The organism is Oceanitalea stevensii, assembly GCF_014837105.1.
Lineage (GTDB): Bacteria > Actinomycetota > Actinomycetes > Actinomycetales > Actinomycetaceae > Oceanitalea > Oceanitalea stevensii.
The window spans coordinates 1,012,710-1,031,563 of the sequence record NZ_JACSPO010000001.1; the positions used below are offsets into that span (position 1 = coordinate 1,012,710).

An 18,854-nucleotide genomic window follows, 5' to 3' on the forward strand; every position below is an offset into this window, starting at 1 on the left:
TCCACGCGAGGTGGTCGACATGACCCTGCGCACCGACCGCTACCAGGACGACGACCAGGCGCTCCCGCCGACCGCCGTGACCGGTGAACGGCTGCGCGCGGCCCGCTCGGGCCTGCCGTGGCGCGCCGCGGTCACCCGGTACCTCGCCGCGCTCGCCGTGGCAGACCTGGGTCTCACCGCGCTCGCTGTCGCCCTGCTCGTCCGGCAGGAGCACGACCCCGTCATGGTCACGGCCCTGGCCGTCGCAGCCGGACTGGGTCTGGTCCTCGCCGTGGCGGCGTGCCGTGGCTACCGCACCGCCTGCGCGACCTCGACCGTCGAGGACCTCTCCAGCCTCGTGCGGGCGGCGGGTGTCCTCGCGCTCGCCTCGCTCGTCGTCCACTACCTCGGTCTCGCACAGGTCCCCCGGTCGCTGTTCTTCGAGGCACTGGCCCTGTCGCTGCTCCTCGCCGGCCTGGCCCGGCTCGTCGCCCGCCCCGTGCTGCGGCGGCTGCGCTCCCGGGGCACCTTCCTGCGCCGCACGCTCGTCGTCGGCCCCGTGGACGGCCTCGGTCACCTCTTCGACGTGCTCGACGAGGCGCAGTCCCGCGGGCTCGTCGTCGTCGGCGTGTGCACACCGACGACCGACGACATCGGCAGCCGCAGTCCCGTCCTCGGGCGGTACGCGGACATACCCGACCTCGTGCGCACCCTCGACATCGACGCCGTCGTCGTCTCGGGCGGGGCGATGGAGGCCGCCGACCTGCGCCGTCTCGGCTGGCAGCTGGCGCCGCTCTCCGCCGAGATGCTCGTCCTGCCCTCGATCACGGAGGTGGCGCCACGCCGGCTGCAGCTGGAGTCGCTGGGCGGGACCCCGCTGCTCGGCGTCACCCTCAGGCCCCCTCGTCCCTCCCTGTGGTCCAAGGCGGTCTTCGACCGGGTGCTGGGTGGCCTGCTCCTGCTCGCGGCGCTTGCCGTCATCGTGCCCGCAGCCGTCGCCGTGCGCCTCACCTCACCGGGTCCGGCCTTCTTCGTGCAGACCCGCGTCGGACTCGGTGGCCGCCCCTTCACCATGTACAAGCTCCGCTCGATGTACACCGACGCCGAGGCCCGCCTGGCCGAGCTGGCCGACCGCAACGAGGGCAACGGGATGCTCTTCAAGCTCCGCGAGGACCCTCGTGTGACGCGGGTCGGTCACGTGCTGCGGCGTCTGTCGATCGACGAGCTGCCCCAGCTGTGGAACGTCGTCCGGGGCGACATGTCCCTCGTCGGTCCACGGCCGGCGCTGCAGTCCGAGGTCGACCGCTTCACCGGTGACGTCCACCAGCGCCTGCGGGTGAAGCCAGGCCTCACCGGTCTGTGGCAGGTGAGCGGCCGCTCCAACCTCTCCATCGAGCAGTCGGTGCGCCTGGACCTCCGGTACGCCGACAACTGGTCGGTGCGCATGGACATCCACATCCTGTGGCGCACGGCCCATGCCGTGCTGAGTGGCAACGGTGCGTACTGACGCCTCCGGGACCACCCCCGCGGGCACGGGGGTGGCGGTGCTCGGGTCCGTCGTGGTCCCTGCCCACGACGAGGCGGCGGTCATCGGCCGCCTCCTCCTCGCGCTCCGCTCCGGCGGCCCCGACCTCGAGGTCGTCGTCGTCGCGAACGGCTGCACGGACGCCACTGCGGAGGTCGCCCGGGGCGTCCCGGGCGTCCGCGTCCTCGAGACGCCCGTGCCGTCGAAGATGCACGCGCTCGCCCTCGGGGACGGGCACGCCTCGCGGTTCCCCCGCTTCTACGTCGACGCCGACGTCGTCATCGGCGCCGACGGCATCGGCGAGCTCGCCGCTGCCCTGCAGGCACCCGGCGTCCACGCCGTCGGACCCGCCCGTCACCTCGACCTCGCCGCCTCGAGCTGGCTGGTACGGGCGTACTACTCGGTGTGGTGCCAGCTGCCCGGTGTCCAGCGGGAGCTGTACGGCCGCGGCGTCATCGGCGTGGACGAGGCGGGCCACCGACGGTTGGCCGGGTGGCGGGACACGATGGCGGACGACCTCCTCACCGCCATGAGCTTCGCCTCCGAGGAGCTGCGGGTCGTCCCCACCGCCGAGGTCGTCATCCGCGCCCCTCGGGAGTACGGGGACCTCCTGCGCCGACGGGTGCGGGCGATGACCGGCAACCGCCGGCTCGCCCGCGACCCTGCCGCTCCACCGCTGCGCGGTGCGGGCGGCGGCGTGCCGACCATGGCCGCCCTCATCCGGCGCGACGCCCGGCTCCTGCCGGCCGTCGCGGTCTTCCTCGGCACCGCGATCCTCGCCCGTGCCCGCGCCCGCTGGGCCCTGGCCCGCGGCAGCACCACCTGGCTGCGCGACGAGAGCAGCCGGCGGGTGGACCCACCCTCCGGCCCCGTCTCCCCCGCGACCGCCGCCTCCACCCTCCGAGCGGAGCGTTCCTCATGACCCGCACCACGGCCCGCAGCTGGGCCGCCGTCATCGCCCTCACCCTCCTCGCAAGCCTGCTCGGGACCCTGCCCGCAGCCTCGGCCGACGACCCGCAGATCTCCTTCAGTCTGGAGAAGAAGCGCAAGTCGCCCTCAGTGCTCGACGGCGCCACCGTCGACGGTGTCATCCACCCGTTCCTCACCGCTGACACCGGTGTCACCGCGGTCAGCTGGTGGCTCGACGACCCGGCAGCAGCCGGGCAGCCCGTGCGGACGGACACGACCTCACCCTTCGACTACGCGCCCGGCTCCACGTCACACGCCTCCGGTTCGTTCGACACCGCCGCGCTTCCCGACGGGGAGCACACGATCACGGCACACGTGACGACCGGCGCCGGGGTCGTGACGCGTCACGCCACCTTCACCACGGACAACGACGTCCCGGCTCTCTTCACGACGTCCCGCTCTGCCGTCACGCTCACGAGCGTGGAGGGCGGGCCAGCGGCGAGCACGACCGTCGACATCGGTACCTCCGACGGCACTCCACGCCCCTTCACGACCACCGACTCGGCCGACTGGCTGACAGTTGCCCCCTCGAGCGGGACCACGCCCGCGACGGTCTCGCTCACCGCGGCTCCCGGCCTCCCGGTCGGTACCCATACCGCCGAGGTCACCCTCGCGAGCCCGGACCTGCCGAGCACGGTCGTCACCGTGACGCTCACCGTGTCCGCCGCGCCACTGGAGGACTTCACGGTGGTGCACGGCAAGGACGCCAAGCGCTCCAGCCCCAGCCCGCTCGACGGCGCCGAGGTCTCCGGGAACATCTACCCGCTCCTCGCCCCGGAGACCGACGTCACCTCGACCTCGTGGTGGCTCGACGACCCGCTCATGGGCGGCGCGCCCGTCCGCACCGACGGTGCGGCCCCCTTCGACTTCGGTCCCGGTTCCGTGGCACACCGCGCGGCACCGCTCGACACGACGACGCTGGCCGACGGCGAGCACACGATCACCGTGCGCGTGACGACGACGGACGGCGCCCAGCACGTCTCGACGGCCACCTTCACCACCAGCAACGGCTCGAACGCCCTGGCGTGGGAGCAGGACTCGCTTGTCGTCGAGGCCGGCGACGGGCCCCAGGTGCACACCCTCACCCTCTCCGCCGGCGAGGCGGGCACCGTCGCCTCCCTGTCCAGCGACGCGCCGTGGCTCTCGGTCACGTCACCGACCGTGTCCCTGCCGGGCACGGTCGAGGTCCGCGTCGACCCGTCCGGCCTTGCCGGCGGTACCCACACGGGGCGCCTCACCGCGACCGCCGACGGCGCCGTCTCCGCCGTGCTCACCGTCTCGTTCCTCGTCGAGGCCGCGCCTGGTCTGGTCGTCGACCCGGGCGCCCTGTCCGTCACGGCACTCGTGGACGGGGCACCGGTGGAGGCGTCGCTGGTGGCGTCCGCGAGCGACGGCTCGGCCCTGCCTCTCACGGTCTCGGGCTCGGTCCCGTGGCTGGCCGCCGACCCGTCCACGACGGCAACCCCCGCCCAGCTCACGGTCTCCGCCGACCCGACGGGCCTCTCCGCGGGCACGCACACCGGCGAGCTCGTCCTGTCCTCGCCCGACCTGCCGGACGTCACCGTCCCAGTGACGCTCACTGTCCAGGACGGCTCCCCGTTCCAGGTGGTGACGGGCGTCGACGCGAAACGACGCTCGCCCGCACCGCTCGCCGGACGCACGGTCAGCGGAAACATCTACGCCTTCCTCGCGCAGACCGAGGGCGTGTCCTCGACGTCGTGGTGGGTCGACGACCCCGAGCGGACAGGGGCACCGCTCCGCACGGACTCAGCTGCCCCCTTCGACCTCGCCCCCGGCTCCGTCGCCCATGCGGCCGCCCCCTTCGACACCTCGCTCGTGCCCGACGGCGAGCACACGGTGACGGTCGCGGTCCTCACCTCCGACGGCACGACCCGCGTCGTCCACACCGCCTTCACCACCGTCAACGACACGAACTCACTCACGTGGGCCCCGGTGACCCTCGAGGTGCCTGCCACCGAGGGCGGGCAGGTGCAGGAGCGCCAGGTCGCGCTCACCGCCACGGCGCCCGGGACCACGGCCCAGATCGAGAGCACGGCCCCCTGGCTCAGCGCCACGACGAGCCAGGAGACCACCCCGGCGACCGTGGACGTCCTCGTCAACCCGGCGGGCCTGTCCGCCGGTGTCTGGCACGGCGAGCTCGTCGCCACCTCGGCCGGTGCGTTCACCGCCGTCCTGCCTGTCACGCTCGTCGTCGGTGACCCGGGCGGCTGCGCCCCGGTGTCCTGCGAGCTCATCAAGGTCGACACGCCCTACAACCTCGGCTTCCGGTACGAGGCGAAGGGGATCATCGACGTCGACGGCGTCGGCACCGGCTTCACCACTCTCCTGCCGCGGCCGGACGACACGGAGTACGTACGCGAGCGTCTCGAGGTCGACCTCGGCGAGGGCACCCTCGACATCACCGGCAGTGCCGGCTCGGTCAAGGAGAACACCCTCGACAACGCCCTCGGCGTGGGCTTCGACGGCCCGACGGCCACCACGGTCCTCACCGCCACCATCGCCGGCCCGCCGACGACGACGGGGAAGTACGAGCAGGCGGGGATCTGGTTCGGCTACGACCAGGACCACGTCGACCGTGTCGCGCTCGTCAGCACCCCGCAGGGCTGGCGGGTCGAGCACGTCCTCGAGGTGGACGGCACCGAGGTCGCCAGGCGCAACTCCCCCTACCTCACCATCCCCAGCGACGTCCCGGTCGAGCTGTCGATCCGCGTCGACCCCGGCACCCGACAGGCGACGGGCTACTACCGGGTGGGGGATGGTGGTCAGTCCGCCGTTCGCAGCTTCGACGTGCCCGGTGAGTTCTTCAGCTTCGACGCCGCAGGTATCGACCCGCTCATCGGCACCCGCAGCTTCGGCGGCGTCTTCGCGAGCAGCCGCAGCGCCACGAAGCCGGCCGAGTTCCGCTTCTCCCAGTTCTCTGTCACCGGCGAGCACGACCCCGCGGACGTCGCAGACTTCCCCTTCGACCGGTACTCCGTGCCCGTCCCGTTCCCCACGTCGATGGCCTACGGCCCGGACGGCAAGCTCTACGTCCAGTCGATGTTCGGCAAGATCTACATCCTGTCCTTCGCGCCGGACGGCACCGTGAGCAGCACCCAGGTGGTGTCCACGCTCGGGACACGTCTTGCGCTCGGCCTGGCCGTCGACCCTGCCTCCACCCCGAGCAACGTCATCGTGTGGGCCGGCCACTCCTCCCCCTCCGCCGACGACGGCGAGGCGGACTCGAGCATCGTCTCGCGCCTGTCCGGGCCAGGGCTCAGCTATCGCAGCGACGTCGTCACCGGCCTGCCCCGGTCGATCGCCAACCACGGCACCAACGCCATCCACTTCGGCAGCGACGGACGTCTCTACATCGCCCAGGGCGGCAACACCGGCGCGGGCGCTCCGAACACGGCCAACACCGAGTTCGGCGAACGCGCCGAGCAGCCGCTGTCCGCGGCTCTCCTCGTCGCCGACGTCAAGGCCCCCGGCTTCGACGGCGACTGCGCCGACCCGAACGACATCTACCTGTCCGGGGACTGCGACGTCACCGTCTTCGCCTCGGGCCTGCGCAACACCTATGACTTCGTCGAGCACTCCAACGGTCATCTCTACGGGCCGAACAACGGCCTGGGCGTCGTGGGCAGCTACCCACCTTCACCCCAGGCCCCCTGCACCGGCTTCGGCGACACGCGCCCGTGGACGCAGGGCGGGCACAACCCCGGCAACCAGAACGACGTCCTCAACCTCATCGAGGAGGGCCGCTACTACGGCCACCCCAACCCCGCGCGCGGGGAGTGCGTCTTCAAGGACGGCAGCTACCAGAGCACCCAGCCGTCGCCCACCTACACCCCGCCCATCGGGGACCTGGGGGCCAACCGCTCGGCGAACGGCATCATCGAGTTCGGCGGTGACGCCTTCTGCGGGGCGCTCGACCAGCACCTCCTCATCACCAACTACTCCGTGGGCGACGACATCACCGCGGTGACGCTCTCCGCGGACGGACGGTCCGTGGTGCGCACGCAGAGCATCGTGGGCGGCTTCACCGACCCGCTGCCGATCACGCAGGCTCCCGACGGCCGAATCGTGGTCGGGGAGTTCGCCGGATCGGGCGGCCAGATCACCTTCCTCACCCCGCGCGACATCGGCTGCTGGGCGCAGGAGGCACCTCTGCCCGTCGCGGTTCTCGACGCCGGTGGGGTCGCGATCAGCGACGCCCTCTACGTCGTCGGCGGGAAGGGGCCGGACGGCCACTCCACCCGCGCCTACCGGTACGACGTTCCCGAGGGCACATGGACGAGGGTGGCCGACCTGCCCGGGCCCGGGGTGGAGAACCCGGCAGTCACCACGGACGGCACCCGCCTCCTCGTGCTCGGCGGCTCCACCGCCCCGTTCTCCGGCGCCGTCGCCACGGCCTGGTCATACGACCCCGCGACCGACACGTGGTCACCACTGCCGTCCATGCCCACCGCCCGTGGCGGGGCCACCGCCCAGGTGGTCGACGGCCAGGTGTACGTCGCCGGTGGGATGACCGCCGACGGGGCGTCCACCGCCGTCGTCGAGCGGCTCGACCTCGCGGGCGGGACCTGGCACACCGCCCCGGCGCTCGCGACGGCGAGGGACAACCCCGGTTCCGCCGTGGCCGACGGCGTCCTCTACGTCTTCGGCGGCCGCACCCGCCTGGCCAACGGGCAGACACCGGCGGGCACGCTGGGGTCCATGGAGGCACTGCACCCCGCCGCCGGTGGAGGGTGGTCGCCGCGGGCGCCCATGCCGACCGCACGACGGACGATGGCGAGCGGTGTCATCGACGGACGGATCGTCGCCGTCGGCGGCGAGGCACGGCCCGACGGCCTGCCCTTCGACGCGACCGAGGTGTACGACCCGGCGACCGACACGTGGACGACACTGCGCCGTCAGCCCACCGCCCGGCACGGCGCCGCAGCGGGCGTCGTCGACGGACGCCTGCACACCGTGGGTGGCGCCCAGTTCGCCGGCGCGGCCGCGAGCAACGTGCACGAGGTCCTCACCCTGCCCTGACCCACGATCCCGGGCGGCCTCAGGGCAGCCACAGACGCACGGAAGGCAACGCATGACCACCAACAGCACGACGTCCACCACCTCCCAGCTGTCCGCGAGGGGTGCTCGGTTCGTCGTCGCGGGAGCTCCTCTCGACAACGACAACCGAGGGGTCGAGGCACTCGGCAGCTCCGTCGTCGCCCACCTGGCCTCCGCGGAGTCGGTCGACACCGTGAGTGTCCTCGGCGACGGCTGGGGCGTGCGCGCCGATGGCTCGTGGCCGGGACACGCACGGGTGGACAGACTCGGCGTGCGTAACTCACGCCGCTGGCACCGGCGCGAGAGCTGGACCCGCATCCGGTTCGACCAGGCGCTCGGCGGCCTCGGGAACCCGGTGGCCACCCGGCTCGCGACAGCGGACGCCGTCCTGGACCTCAGCGGGGGTGACAGCTTCACGGACCTCTACGGCGCTCGGCGACTCACGACCGTCTGCGCCCCCAAGGAGGCCGCGCTACGGGCGGGCCGGCCACTCGTTCTCCTGCCGCAGACGTTCGGACCTTTCACGACGGAGGAGGGCCGTCGCCGCGCGGAGTACCTCGTCCGCAGCTCGGCCCTTGCCTACGCGCGGGACGCGTGGAGCTACGAGCAGCTGCGCAGCCTCGCCGGCCCGTCCGCGGACCCCAGCAGGCTGCGGCAGGGCGTGGACGTGGCGTTCGCACTCCGTGCTCGCACGCCGGACGGCTCGATCGTCGACGAGCTCGCCGGGGTCGACGGCGAGGTGCTCGTCGGGGTGAACGTCAGCGGACTCCTGCGTGAGGAGTCGGCGGTCGAGCGGTTCGGCCTCGCGGGGCCGTACCTCCCCACCATGGTCTCGATGGTGAGAGCCCTCATCGGGGCGGGGGCGGTCGTCTTCCTCGTGTCGCACGTGCACGGGGCCGGTCCGACCGAGAACGACGCGACTGCCATCGAGGCGGTCGAGGAAGCCCTGAGCCCCCGCGAGCGCACGCGCGTCCGACGCCTGTCGCCGCACCTGAGGGCCGCCGAGCTCAAGTGGTGCATCAGTCACTTCGACTGGTTCACCGGTTCACGCATGCACGCGACGATCGCCGCACTGGGATCGACGGTCCCGGCCTTCGGCTACGCCTACAGCGACAAGGCCCGCGGGGTGTTCGGCACCTGCGGGGTCGCCGACGAGGTTGTCGACGCTCGGGCGGTAGCCGGGCAGGAGGCCGTCGAGCTGGCCCTCGCCTCCTTCGCTGCCAGGGACGCGACGCGAGAGGTGCTCCGCCGTCGTGTGCCCGAGGTCGTGACCCAGTCCAGGAACCAGCTCGAGGAGGTACTCACCGCCGCCCTGTCGTGGCGCACGCAGCCTCCCGGGGCGGTCACATGATCGGCCAGCTGCCCCGGTCCATCCCGGAGGTCGTCGCCTCGCACCTGTGCACCGGCTGCGGGGCGTGCGCGTACGTCGCCGGTGACGCCCTCACGATGCACGACGTCCGGACCGTCGGGCGCCGCCCACTGCCCATCGCCGCTGTCAACGGCTCACTCACCGGCGACGCACTCGCCGTGTGCCCCGGGCGGCAGCTCGAGCACCGCCCTGAGGCGCTCGACGGCGCCCCCTTGCGCGGGGAGTGGGGGCCGGTGCTCGCCCTGTACGAGTGCTGGTCCACCGACCCGGACGTGCGTCACCGCGGCTCCTCGGGAGGGGTGGCTACCGCGCTCGCCGCCCACGCCGTGACGAGTGGCCGCGCGACCGGCGCCCTCCAGGTCCAGGCCGACCCCGACGACCCCCTGCGCAACGTCACCGTCCGCAACACCACGTACGAGTCGATCACAGCGGCCACCGGCTCGCGGTACGCGCCTGCCAGTCCCTGCGAGCGCCTCGACCTCGTCGAGCAGGCCGAGGGCCGTACCCTCTTCGTGGGCAAGCCCTGCGACGTCGCGGCCGTGCGGAACGTCGCCGCCATCCGGCCTGCTCTTGCGGAGCGGCTCGACGTCACCGTGGCGATCTTCTGCGCGGGGACACCCTCCACGGCGGCGACGGAGGACCTCGTCCGATCTCTCGGCACCGACATCGAGGACGTCGTGTCCGTCGACTACCGCGGCGAGGGGTGGCCAGGGAACTTCCGGGTGCAGTCCGGTTCCGGCGAGGTCCGGAGCATGACCTACGCCGAGGCCTGGAACGGCACGCTGACGAAGAACCGCCAGTGGCGCTGCCTCATCTGCCCGGACCACACCGGGGAGTTCGCCGACCTGTCCGTCGGGGACCCGTGGTACCGCGAGATCGGTCCCGACGAGCCGGGCCGGTCACTCGTCGTCGTGCGGACCGAGGCCGGGCGCGCGGCGCTGCTCGCGGCTCTGTCGGACGGCGCTCTCGACGGCGACCTGATCCCGCTGGAACGTCTCGAGCAGAGCCAGCCGAGCCTGGCCGCCACCCGCGGGGCGGTGTGGGGCCGGGTCCTCACCATGGGCCTCATGGGCCTGCGGGTGCCGCGCTACCGGAACGTGCCGGCGTTGCGGCTGTGGCTTCGGCTGCCGCTGCGCGGCAAGGTCACCTCGATCGCCGGCACCTACCGCCGCGCACGCCTGCGCGGCCTGAACCGACCGGAAGTGAGCGCCCCGTGACACGCCGCGCCGACATCCTCATGATCACCTACCGCAGCGCCGGGTACCTCCACCTGAGCCTGCCCCGGCTGCTCGAGACCCTCGGCGAGCGCGACCGCGTGTGGCTCTGGCACAACGGTGACGACGAGGCGACCCTCGAGGCGCTGCGTCCCTACCGGGAGGATCCCCGGGTGCACCGTTTCCACCACAGCCGGGAGAACGTCCGGCTGCGTGAGCCCACCAACTGGCTCTGGCAGGAGTCGTCGGCCACGTACGTCTCCAAGGTCGACGACGACTGCCGGGTGAGCCCCGGCTGGCTGGACACGTTCGCGGCGGCGCACGAGGCCAACCCCCAGCTCGGTGTCGTGGGCAGCTGGCGCCACCCCGAGGAGGACTTCCTCCCGGACCTCGCCGCACGCAAGACCGTCGACCTCGCCGGCGGTCACCGGCTCATGCGCAACCTGTGGGTCCAGGGCAGCGGCTACCTGCTGCCGCGGGCACTGACCGAGCGCCACGGTGGCATCCGAGAGGACGAGGCGTTCACGCGGTACTGCATCCGGTTGGCGCGGGGCGGTGCCCTCAACGGCTTCTACTTCCCCTTCGTGGCGGAGGACCACATGGACGACCCCCGCTCCCCCCACACGCTCATCAGGACGGATGCCGACCTCCTCGAGCGCATGCCTCTGTCGGCGAGCGCCAACGGGGTGAGAACGGTGGCCGACTGGACGGCTCAGCTGGAACGCAGCGCTCGCGTGCTCCAGACGGCGTCGCTCGACGTGCGTGCCTACGGGGGCTGGCGCCGCAGGGTCACCTCCGTCCGCCGGCGGGCACGGCGGCTCGTCGGACAGCCGGCCACGTGGTGACGGCCGTACCGGCGCCCGTGCTCCCCGGGCAGGGCGAGCAGCCGGACGTGCTCGTCGCCGTCGTCACCTACAACAGCGCCGAGATCCTCGCACCCTTCCTCCACGCGCTGCCGGCTGCCCTCGCAGGCGCCGGCACGGCCACCGTCGTCGTGGTCGACAACGACTCCGCCGACGGCACGGCCGCTCTGGCCAGGGAGCTGGCGCCATGGGCGACCGTGCTCGAGGCGGGGGGCAACTTCGGCTACGCCGCCGGCATCAACCAGGCTCTGGACGTGACGCCCGCACGCCGCGGCACCTACGTCCTCAACCCGGATGCCGTCCCGTCGCCGGGCAGCGTCGACGTGCTCGCTCGAGCAGCCGAGCTCGATCCCGGCATCGGGATCACCGTGCCACGGATCATCGCCGAGGACGGTTCGCTCAAACCCTCGCTGCGCCGCGAGCCCACGGTCGGGCGGGCGCTCGGCGAGGCCGTGCTCGGCGGGCGACGCGCCTCTCGCTTCACCGCACTCGGGGAGATGGTCACCGACGTCCGGTCCTACACCGACGGCGCGGAGGCCGACTGGGCCACCGGAGCGGCGATGTTCCTCACGCCTCGCGCTCTGGCCGCGGCCGGCCGTTGGCGCGAGGACTACTTCCTCTACTCGGAGGAGACGGACTACGCGCTGCGTGTGCGCGACGCAGGGCTCTCACTCCGACTCGTGACCGGTGCCGAGGTCGTCCACCCCGGTGGCGACATGGCGGTCTCGCCCCAGCTCTGGAGCCTCGCCACCGTGAACCGTACGAGGCTGTACCGCTCGAGGCACGGCCGCACCCGGAGCGCGGCGTTCTGGCTCGCTGTTCTCCTCAACGAGGGTGTCCGTGCACTGCTCGGGCGCCCGACCCACCGCGAGGCAGCGCGAGCACTCGTGCTGGGGCTCCGGCCGCACCCGAGCTGGCCGACGAGCGTCACGACGGGCTGACCCTGCCGCCCAGGCGCGGCGCGCCGGCGTCTACGCCTTCGCGTCTCCCCGACGCCTCGTCCGGACGGACTCGACAAGGCCCGACAGCTCCCGCCTCGCCGACGGCCACACCATCATGGCGGCCGCCCACACGACCAGGGCAGCGGCCACCACGGCGGCGAGAGTGAGGAAGACCGAGTCCTCCCGGGCGACGACCGAGCGGACCACGACCGAGACCGCGAGCACGCCTCCCGCGATGACGGCGGGCCGCGCCATGGCCCGGAAAGGGTCCGAGAGCCTCACGGGGCTGTTCCGACAGGCGAGGACGAAGCCGGGCACGAAGAGCGCAACCTGGCTGATGGCGTACGAGGCCGCCACGCCCTCCACACCCCACCGGACACCCACGAGGAAACCTCCCACCGTCACGATCCCTCCGACCACGGCCCACACGACGTACGGCCGGCCGCGACCGGTGCTCGTGTAGATCCACCCGGTCGTCGTGGAGACGAGCTGGACAAAGCTCGCGACGGCGAGCAGCTGGAAGATGCGCGCAGCCGCCAACCACTGCTCCCCCAGTGCCACCAGGATGACCTCGTCCGCTGCGACAGCGAGGACCACGACGAGCGGCAGGCCGGCGTGGCAGAGGCCGCTGATCGCCGTCCGGTAGGCCTTCCTGTACCGCGCGGGCTCGCCCTGCAACGCTGCCAGGGTCGGCACCATGACGGCTTGCACCGGCGTCTTGAGCTGCTTGAGCGGGAGCATGAGCAGGCTGTACGCCCGCGTGTACAACCCCAGTGCGCCCGCGTCGAGGAACCTGCCGATGATGACGTTGTCCCCCTCTCGCGAGGCGGTGTGGAAGAGGCTCGCGACCGACACGTGGGCACCGAACCGCAGGAGCGGTACGGCGTCACCGAGGCGGCGGGGCCTGCCTGGTCGCCACGGGACGGCCCACCAGTTCAGCACAGTGGCAAGGAGGAGGGCACTGACGTTCTGGATGACCAGCGACCAGACCCCCATCCCAAGGAGCGCGGCCACGACCGCCGTCGCGCTCGCGAGGAGTCCGGCGGTGGCGTTGCGCAGTGCGATACGGCGGAACTGCATCGCCCGGTTCAGAAGAGCACCGTGCTGCACGGAGACGCCTGAGACGACGAAGCCTGCCCCGAGCGCGGCACAGATGGGGACGAGGGACGGCTCGTCGTAGAACGCGGCGAGCGGGAAGCCGGAGACGGCGACCACACCGGCGAGGACGATCCCGGCAGCTGTGTTGACCCAGAAGAGCGAGTTGACCTGGTTCCAGGTGAGGTCAGGTCGTTGGACCACGGCTTGGCTCAGGCCGAGCTGGCGGAACTGGGTGACGACGACCGTGAGGGTCAGGGCCATCGCCATGAGTCCGAAGTCGGCCGGTGTGAGGAGCCGTGCGAGGACCATCGTGGTGGCGACCTGGACCGCCGCCCCCGTCCAGCTGCCGAGAAGAGTCCAGCCCATCCCCCGAGCCGCTGAGCGTCCCAGGTCGCCGTGCCGGACGGAACGGTGGAGCCACTCGTCGAGCTCAGGCACCCCGCGGGCAGGCACACGGGATGCGTTTCGCCGGAGACGCACGTACAGACCTCCTCGCCCCCGGTCATCGACGCTCTCCAGCGTAGTGACCGACACCCCGGCGCCCAGGTCGACCGAGAGGTGACCGTGACCGGCTCTCGGGGTGAGGAGTCCGCGGACTGTGGTCACAACGCAGCACGCCGCCCCGACACGTGGTCGAGGCGGCGTGCTGGAGGGACGTCGGTCAGCGCACGGGCTTGCCCGTGTCGTGCCACACGTTGGTGTCGTCCCACGCGCTGGCCTCGTTCATGTTCCCGACGGCGCCGTAGCGGAAGTCACGGCCGAAGTGGTTGCCGCTGTAGCGGGCGCTGTCGACCGCGCCGCCACTTCCACCGTTGATGGTGTAGTTGCCGCCGTTGAAGAGGTTGTCCTCGACCACGAGGTTGCTGATCGGGTCGTCCCCGAGGAGCGAGCCGATCTGGATCGCGGCGTTCATCGGGTCGTCGGTGTCCGCACGGTAAGCCTGGAAGTTGTTGCCGCGGAGGGTGATGTCGTCACCCTTGCGGATCTGCAGGCTGTCGTGGTGGCCGCCCTTCATCCGGTGCAGGCTGTGGATGAAGGTGTCCTCGACGGTGACGTCGTCTGCCTCGATACGGATCCCGTCCTCGGCAGAGTGGATGTTCGCTCCGCGGACCGTGCCGGCACCCTTGAAGAAGATCCCGATTCCGGTGCTGTTGAGGTTGTCGACCTCGACGTTCTCGATGAGAGCGCCGGTGACGCCCTTGTCGACCTTGATCGGGTACCCGTCGGTGGCGACCTCGACGATCGAGTTGCGGATGGTGACGTCGTCAGCCGCGATCGTGACGGTGCCGCGGATGTGCTTGGCCTCGACGACGGTCCCCGGCTCGGTGATCGTCATCCCCTCGGACCGGGTGAGCTGGACGCCCTTGGGAACCCCGGTCGTCTTGGCGCTCGGGAACTCCGCGCTCGGCGCAGGCTCGGGCTTCGGGTCCGGCTTCGGAGTCGGCTCCGGCTTCGGGTCCGGCGTGGGAACCGGCTCCGGCTTCGGGGTCGGCTTCGGGGTCGGCTCAGGCGCCGGAGACGCGTCCGGTCGCTCGTCGGCGTTGAGGCTGAAGGCCTCACCATCGATCGTGCTGTCGACGACGATCGCCGGCTTGCCCTTCTGCGACATGAAGTCGTTGCGGCAGCCCTCGAGGGCCACGCGCTCGGCGTAGTAGTTGCCGAAGGTGATGCCGTTCGTCTTCTTCGGGTTCTCGCACTCGACGGTCGTGTCGATGATGCGGGCGTTCCTCACGTCGGATCCGACGCGGATGCTGTGGTTGCCCCCGTAGGAGACCTTCGTGTTCTTGATGGTGACGTCGTCCGCGAGGACGTGGATCATACCGTCGACGTGGAGCCCGTCGACGACGGTGCCGGGCTCGGTGATCGTCAGGCTTCCGGACGGGACCAGCTCGGTGTCGTCGGGGACCCCGACGGTCGCGGCTGCTGCCGTGCCGGTCACGAGACCGACGCCGCCCAGCGCGACGGCCAGGCTCATGAACGCGTGTGAAACTCGCATGTAGTAGCTCTTTCTCGGTTGCGGAACAGCGGCGCGAAGGCGCCGGCCATTGGGGAAAATCCGCCCGAGTCCTCCCCCATGGACCCCACCACCGTAACCGAACCGTTACCAGAACGGTGTGGACATGGCAGTGCGGGTGCCCTGACTGGGGGCATACGTCCTGGTCAGTGCGGTGTCGTGGACCTCCTCACACCGCGTCCAGGAGGAAGGTCCGAGGGGGCACGGCCGCCCGCACGCGCCGCGCCATCGCGGCTCGCAGGTCCTGTGCCGTGAGCTCGGCGGGGAGTCGGCGCACGGCCAGGCCGCGGCGGTCCAGCTCGTGCGCGATGAGCTCCTGGTGGTCGTCGACGTGCTCACCGTGCTGCTGCCGTCGCGGCAGCACGACGGGGCAGCGCCCGGCGTCGAGCGTGGTGAGGCACGAGCCGATGCCGGCGTGGGCGATGACGAGGTCCGCCTCCGCGATCGCGGCGTGCAGCTCCGCGGCGGGCACGTCGGCCCGGCCCTCGACGGGGAGGCCGGAGTCGTCGGTGACCCCGACCTGCCAGAGCACCTCGGCGTCCGGTGCCAGGACATCGGGAAGCACCCGGCAGACGGCCTCGAGGGCGCGGCGGAAGCCGTAGGTCTTCATGGTGCCGAGCGTGACGACCACGCGGGCGGCCGCCCGGACCGGACGCTCCTCGGCGACGTCGTAGCCGTCGAAGAGCGAGCCGCGGTACTGCCAGCGCTCGTCCGCCCAGCGCGCGTACTGGCTGTAGGTCTGCGTGCCGGGCACCCGCGAGACGATCCTCCCGGTGAGGCTCGGCCCCTCCGCCCGGGCGGCGCTCTCGATGTAGTGCGTCCGGATCCCCAGCGCCCGCGCGACCGGCAGGAAGGCGAGCGCGATGCCCGAACCGGTGCTCACGACCCGGTCGAAGCGCCCGGTGCGCAGGATCCGGCGGGCCTCGGGCATCACGCGGACGACCTCGCCGTACCCGCGCGGCGGGATGTAGGGGACGTGGTGGACCACCTCCCCGGCCAGGAGCGAGCGCGACTGCGCCTCGTCGAAGGTCGCCCACTCGACGTCGCTCAGCACCGGCCGCAGCCTGCTGCGCAGGCGCCACAGCTGCTCGAGGTGACCACCGGTGGACGCGACGAGCAGCGTCCTGCCCGGTGACTCGAGGCCGGTCGGCCCGGAACCACGCGCTGGACTGGTGAACGTCACGACGACCTCCCTGGTGGGTGCTCCACCAAGCCCACCACTCGCGGCCCGCCCCACGGCCCGGGAAATCGGGTGATCCGGACCCGAACCCCGCGTCGGTGCGGGATGAGCGGCGGGGTGACGCGCCGTCAGTCGTCGAGCAGGGACAGCTCTCGGGCCCGCTCGAGCGCGTGCGTCCTGTCGGAGACGCCGAGCTTGCGGTAGATGCGCCGCACGTGGGTCTTGACGGTCGACTCCGACAGGTACAGACGCCGCCCGATGTGGGCGAGCGGCACGTCGGCGCGCAGCTCGCGCAGCACCCGCAGCTCGGCGACGCTGAGCTGGCCGGCCCGCAGCGGCTCGGGGAACACGGTGTCGGTGTGGACCAGACGCGGCTCGTCGAGGAACTGGCGCGCCCAGGACCCCTCCGGGGCGATCGCCTCGAGGTCGGTCCGCGGCACGGTGAGGAACGGCAGCAGCACCTCGGTGTCGGCCGCCAGCCCCACGGCGGTCGCGAGGTCGTCGACCGCCATGTCGCGCTGCCCGGTGCGCCAGGCCGCGCACGCGTGGAGCAGCAGCAGCTCCAGTCCCACGCGCGGACGCGTGCCCGCGAAGGTGGCGGCGTTATCGGTGAGACGCATGGTCTCGGCGTAGGCACCGACGTAGAAGGCGTGCCGCGCCCGGCTCGCGTGCGTCCACGCGCCGCCGTCCTGCGCGCCAGCGAGGAGGGCGCCGGCCCGGTCGAGCCGTCCCTCGGCGAGCGCGAGGTCCACCCGGAGCGCCATCACCGAGGCCCGGACGACCTCCGCCTGGTCCTGGCCGTGGTCGGTGGCGTAGCGCTGGAGCACGACGCGAGCGTGCTCGAAGCGGCCGTGCAGGATGTCGGCGAAGGCCGCCGCGACCCGCGTGAGCTCGAGGAGCGGGGCCAGCCCGTGCTCCCCCGCGAGCTCCGGAACGGTCGGCCACGTGCTGCGCGCCAGGCGCATCCCCGCCAGCACGGTGCGGGAGAGCGGCCGGGCCACGGCCTCCAGCCTGGTGGGGGTGGCGGCGAAACCGTCGGCGTAGGTGCCCCAGGCGTCGGCGCTCCGGGTGTGGCCGAGGAGCGCCATCGCGAGCGCCGTGCCGTGCGCCGCCTCCCGAGCCGCCGCGGAGTCGCCCAGCCGGACCGCCTCGTAGCAGGCGAGCGCGAAGCCGTAGGCGGCCCTCACGCCGTCGTTGGCGTGGAGCATCGACAGCGCCCACTGGGTGAGCAGCTCGGGGATGGCCCGCTCGACGTCGGGGTCGTGCTGCGCGTCCCCGCCGTCGGCCAGCGAGCTGTCCAGCCGGCCCAGGAGGATCTCCGCGGCCCCGAAGCTGGGCGTCCCGTCGAAACGCAGGGCCAGCCGCTGCGTCGTGGTGAGCGAGCGCACCGGCAGCGGGCTGCCCGGAGTGAGCAGGCCGCCGCGGAGGGCCGCCTCCGCCTGGTGCGCCGTGTCCCGGTCGAGCACGTAGTCACGGGCGACGACGAGCCGGGCGCTGGAGGCCACGAGCTCGCGGGGCATCGCGCGTACGGCGGCCTGGACGGCGTCGGGGTTCCGGACGAGCAGCTCGGCCCAGTGGTCCTCGAGGATGCCGAGGACGAGAGGCCACGCCTCGGCGCGCAGGGCGTAGGTGAGGGCCTCCCCCGCCAGCCGCTGCTCGCGCCGGCGCCTGCCGAGGCGGCGGTTGAGCTCCCGGAAGCGCTCGGGGCTGTCCGCCCGCAGGTTCTCCAGCAGGGCCTGGCGCAGTCCGTGCGGGTAGGAGGAGGTGCCGTCGTCGCGGGAGTCCGTGTAGGAGCTCTGCATGATGACGTCGGCGAGCGGCAGCTGCGCGGGGTCGTCGACGAGCACGTCGAGGTCGCCGGGGTGCATCGGGTAGGGAACGGCCAGCGCCGTGAGCACGTCCCGCCACTCGGCCCGCTCCTGGTCGGCGACGATGAGCGCGGTGTAGCGGGCGATGGCGGCGGCGTCGGTGACGAGCCGGCCGTCGCTCGTCCGTCGGGTCTCGAGGAGCGCCGCCCGGACCAGGGCCGGCCAGCCCGCGTACTCGCGGATGACCCGGTCGATCTCCTCCGGCGAGAGGACCAGGCCCAGCCGCCCGGCGAGGAGTGTCGTCTCCTCGGCCGCGAGGCGCAGCTCGGGGACGTCGAGGACGGTGGCGTCCACCGTTGCGGGGCCGATGCTCACGATCGGCCTCTCGAGCCGCGTGGTGACGACGAGGTGGAGGAGCTCGTGCACCTGGGCGAGCTCGACGAGCTCGGGGTCCACGCCCACGTCCGCCACCTGGTGCAGCCCGTCGATGACGAGCACGAGCCGGCGGGTGAGCCGCCGCAGCGCCTCGTCGACGGCGTCGAGGTCCGGCACGGAGGCGGGGGACGCGACGCCCGCACCGACGAGCGCGTCGTGGACGGCGGCCCACAGGGTGTCGCCGCCCGTGCCGTCCGGCACGGTGAGCCAGGCGACGGACCTGTCGTCGAGCGCGCCGCTGCGCAGCCAGTACGCGACCGTGCTCGTCTTGCCGTACCCGCGCGGCGCGCGCAGCACGACGAGCGCGGGGAGGTGGCGGATGACCGCCTCGGCGGCGGGCGTGGGGCAGAAGACGCTGGGGACACGAGGCAGCCGTGTGCGGTGAGCCCGCTCCGGCACGG

The 18,854-nt window shown here is 72.5% G+C and carries 11 protein-coding genes; 7 read left to right on the forward strand and 4 right to left on the reverse strand.

Annotation, left to right across the window (positions count from 1 at the left end):
• Window positions 1-19: 19 nt before the first annotated feature.
• The 7 genes from H9624_RS04650 to H9624_RS04680 are packed head-to-tail and all read left to right on the forward strand — an operon-like array spanning window position 20 to window position 11,918.
• Window positions 20-1,486, forward strand: a complete 1,467-nt coding sequence (locus H9624_RS04650; RefSeq protein ID WP_251838703.1) for a sugar transferase — start codon at window positions 20-22, stop codon at window positions 1,484-1,486.
• Window positions 1,476-2,426 (forward strand): glycosyltransferase family 2 protein, encoded by a 951-nt coding sequence (locus H9624_RS04655; RefSeq protein ID WP_251838704.1) that lies wholly within the window; start codon window positions 1,476-1,478, stop codon window positions 2,424-2,426. Before H9624_RS04650 ends, H9624_RS04655 begins: the two co-directional genes overlap by 11 nt.
• Window positions 2,423-7,513, forward strand: a complete 5,091-nt coding sequence (locus H9624_RS04660; RefSeq protein ID WP_251838705.1) for a Kelch repeat-containing protein — start codon at window positions 2,423-2,425, stop codon at window positions 7,511-7,513. The genes H9624_RS04655 and H9624_RS04660 overlap by 4 nt, the downstream gene beginning before the upstream one ends.
• Before the next feature lie 52 nt (window positions 7,514-7,565).
• Window positions 7,566-8,882: a polysaccharide pyruvyl transferase family protein gene (locus tag H9624_RS04665; RefSeq protein WP_251838706.1), complete on the forward strand. Its 1,317-nt coding sequence runs from the start codon at window positions 7,566-7,568 to the stop codon at window positions 8,880-8,882.
• Complete coding sequence (locus H9624_RS04670) at window positions 8,879-10,117, forward strand: Coenzyme F420 hydrogenase/dehydrogenase, beta subunit C-terminal domain (RefSeq protein WP_251838707.1); 1,239 nt, start codon at window positions 8,879-8,881, stop codon at window positions 10,115-10,117. The genes H9624_RS04665 and H9624_RS04670 overlap by 4 nt, the downstream gene beginning before the upstream one ends.
• A complete protein-coding gene (locus H9624_RS04675; RefSeq protein WP_251838708.1) occupies window positions 10,114-10,959 on the forward strand; it encodes a glycosyltransferase family 2 protein in 846 nt (281 codons plus the stop codon). Before H9624_RS04670 ends, H9624_RS04675 begins: the two co-directional genes overlap by 4 nt.
• Complete coding sequence (locus tag H9624_RS04680) at window positions 10,956-11,918, forward strand: glycosyltransferase (protein ID WP_251838709.1); 963 nt, start codon at window positions 10,956-10,958, stop codon at window positions 11,916-11,918. The genes H9624_RS04675 and H9624_RS04680 overlap by 4 nt, the downstream gene beginning before the upstream one ends.
• Before the next feature lie 30 nt (window positions 11,919-11,948).
• On the opposite strand, the gene H9624_RS04685 is transcribed toward H9624_RS04680, so the two are convergent.
• From H9624_RS04685 to H9624_RS16845, 4 genes are all read right to left on the reverse strand, one after another.
• Window positions 11,949-13,382, reverse strand: a complete 1,434-nt coding sequence (locus H9624_RS04685) for a lipopolysaccharide biosynthesis protein (RefSeq protein WP_251838710.1) — start codon at window positions 13,380-13,382, stop codon at window positions 11,949-11,951.
• A 295-nt stretch (window positions 13,383-13,677) separates the two neighbouring features.
• Entirely contained in the window at window positions 13,678-15,012 is a 1,335-nt protein-coding gene (locus H9624_RS04690; RefSeq protein ID WP_251838711.1) for a right-handed parallel beta-helix repeat-containing protein, read from the reverse strand.
• Window positions 15,013-15,199: 187 nt separating this feature from the next.
• Window positions 15,200-16,213: a glycosyltransferase gene (locus H9624_RS16840; protein ID WP_251838712.1), complete on the reverse strand. Its 1,014-nt coding sequence runs from the start codon at window positions 16,211-16,213 to the stop codon at window positions 15,200-15,202.
• Window positions 16,214-16,338: 125 nt separating this feature from the next.
• Window positions 16,339-18,852 (reverse strand): LuxR C-terminal-related transcriptional regulator, encoded by a 2,514-nt coding sequence (locus H9624_RS16845; protein ID WP_307784926.1) that lies wholly within the window; start codon window positions 18,850-18,852, stop codon window positions 16,339-16,341.
• Window positions 18,853-18,854 lie beyond the last annotated feature (2 nt).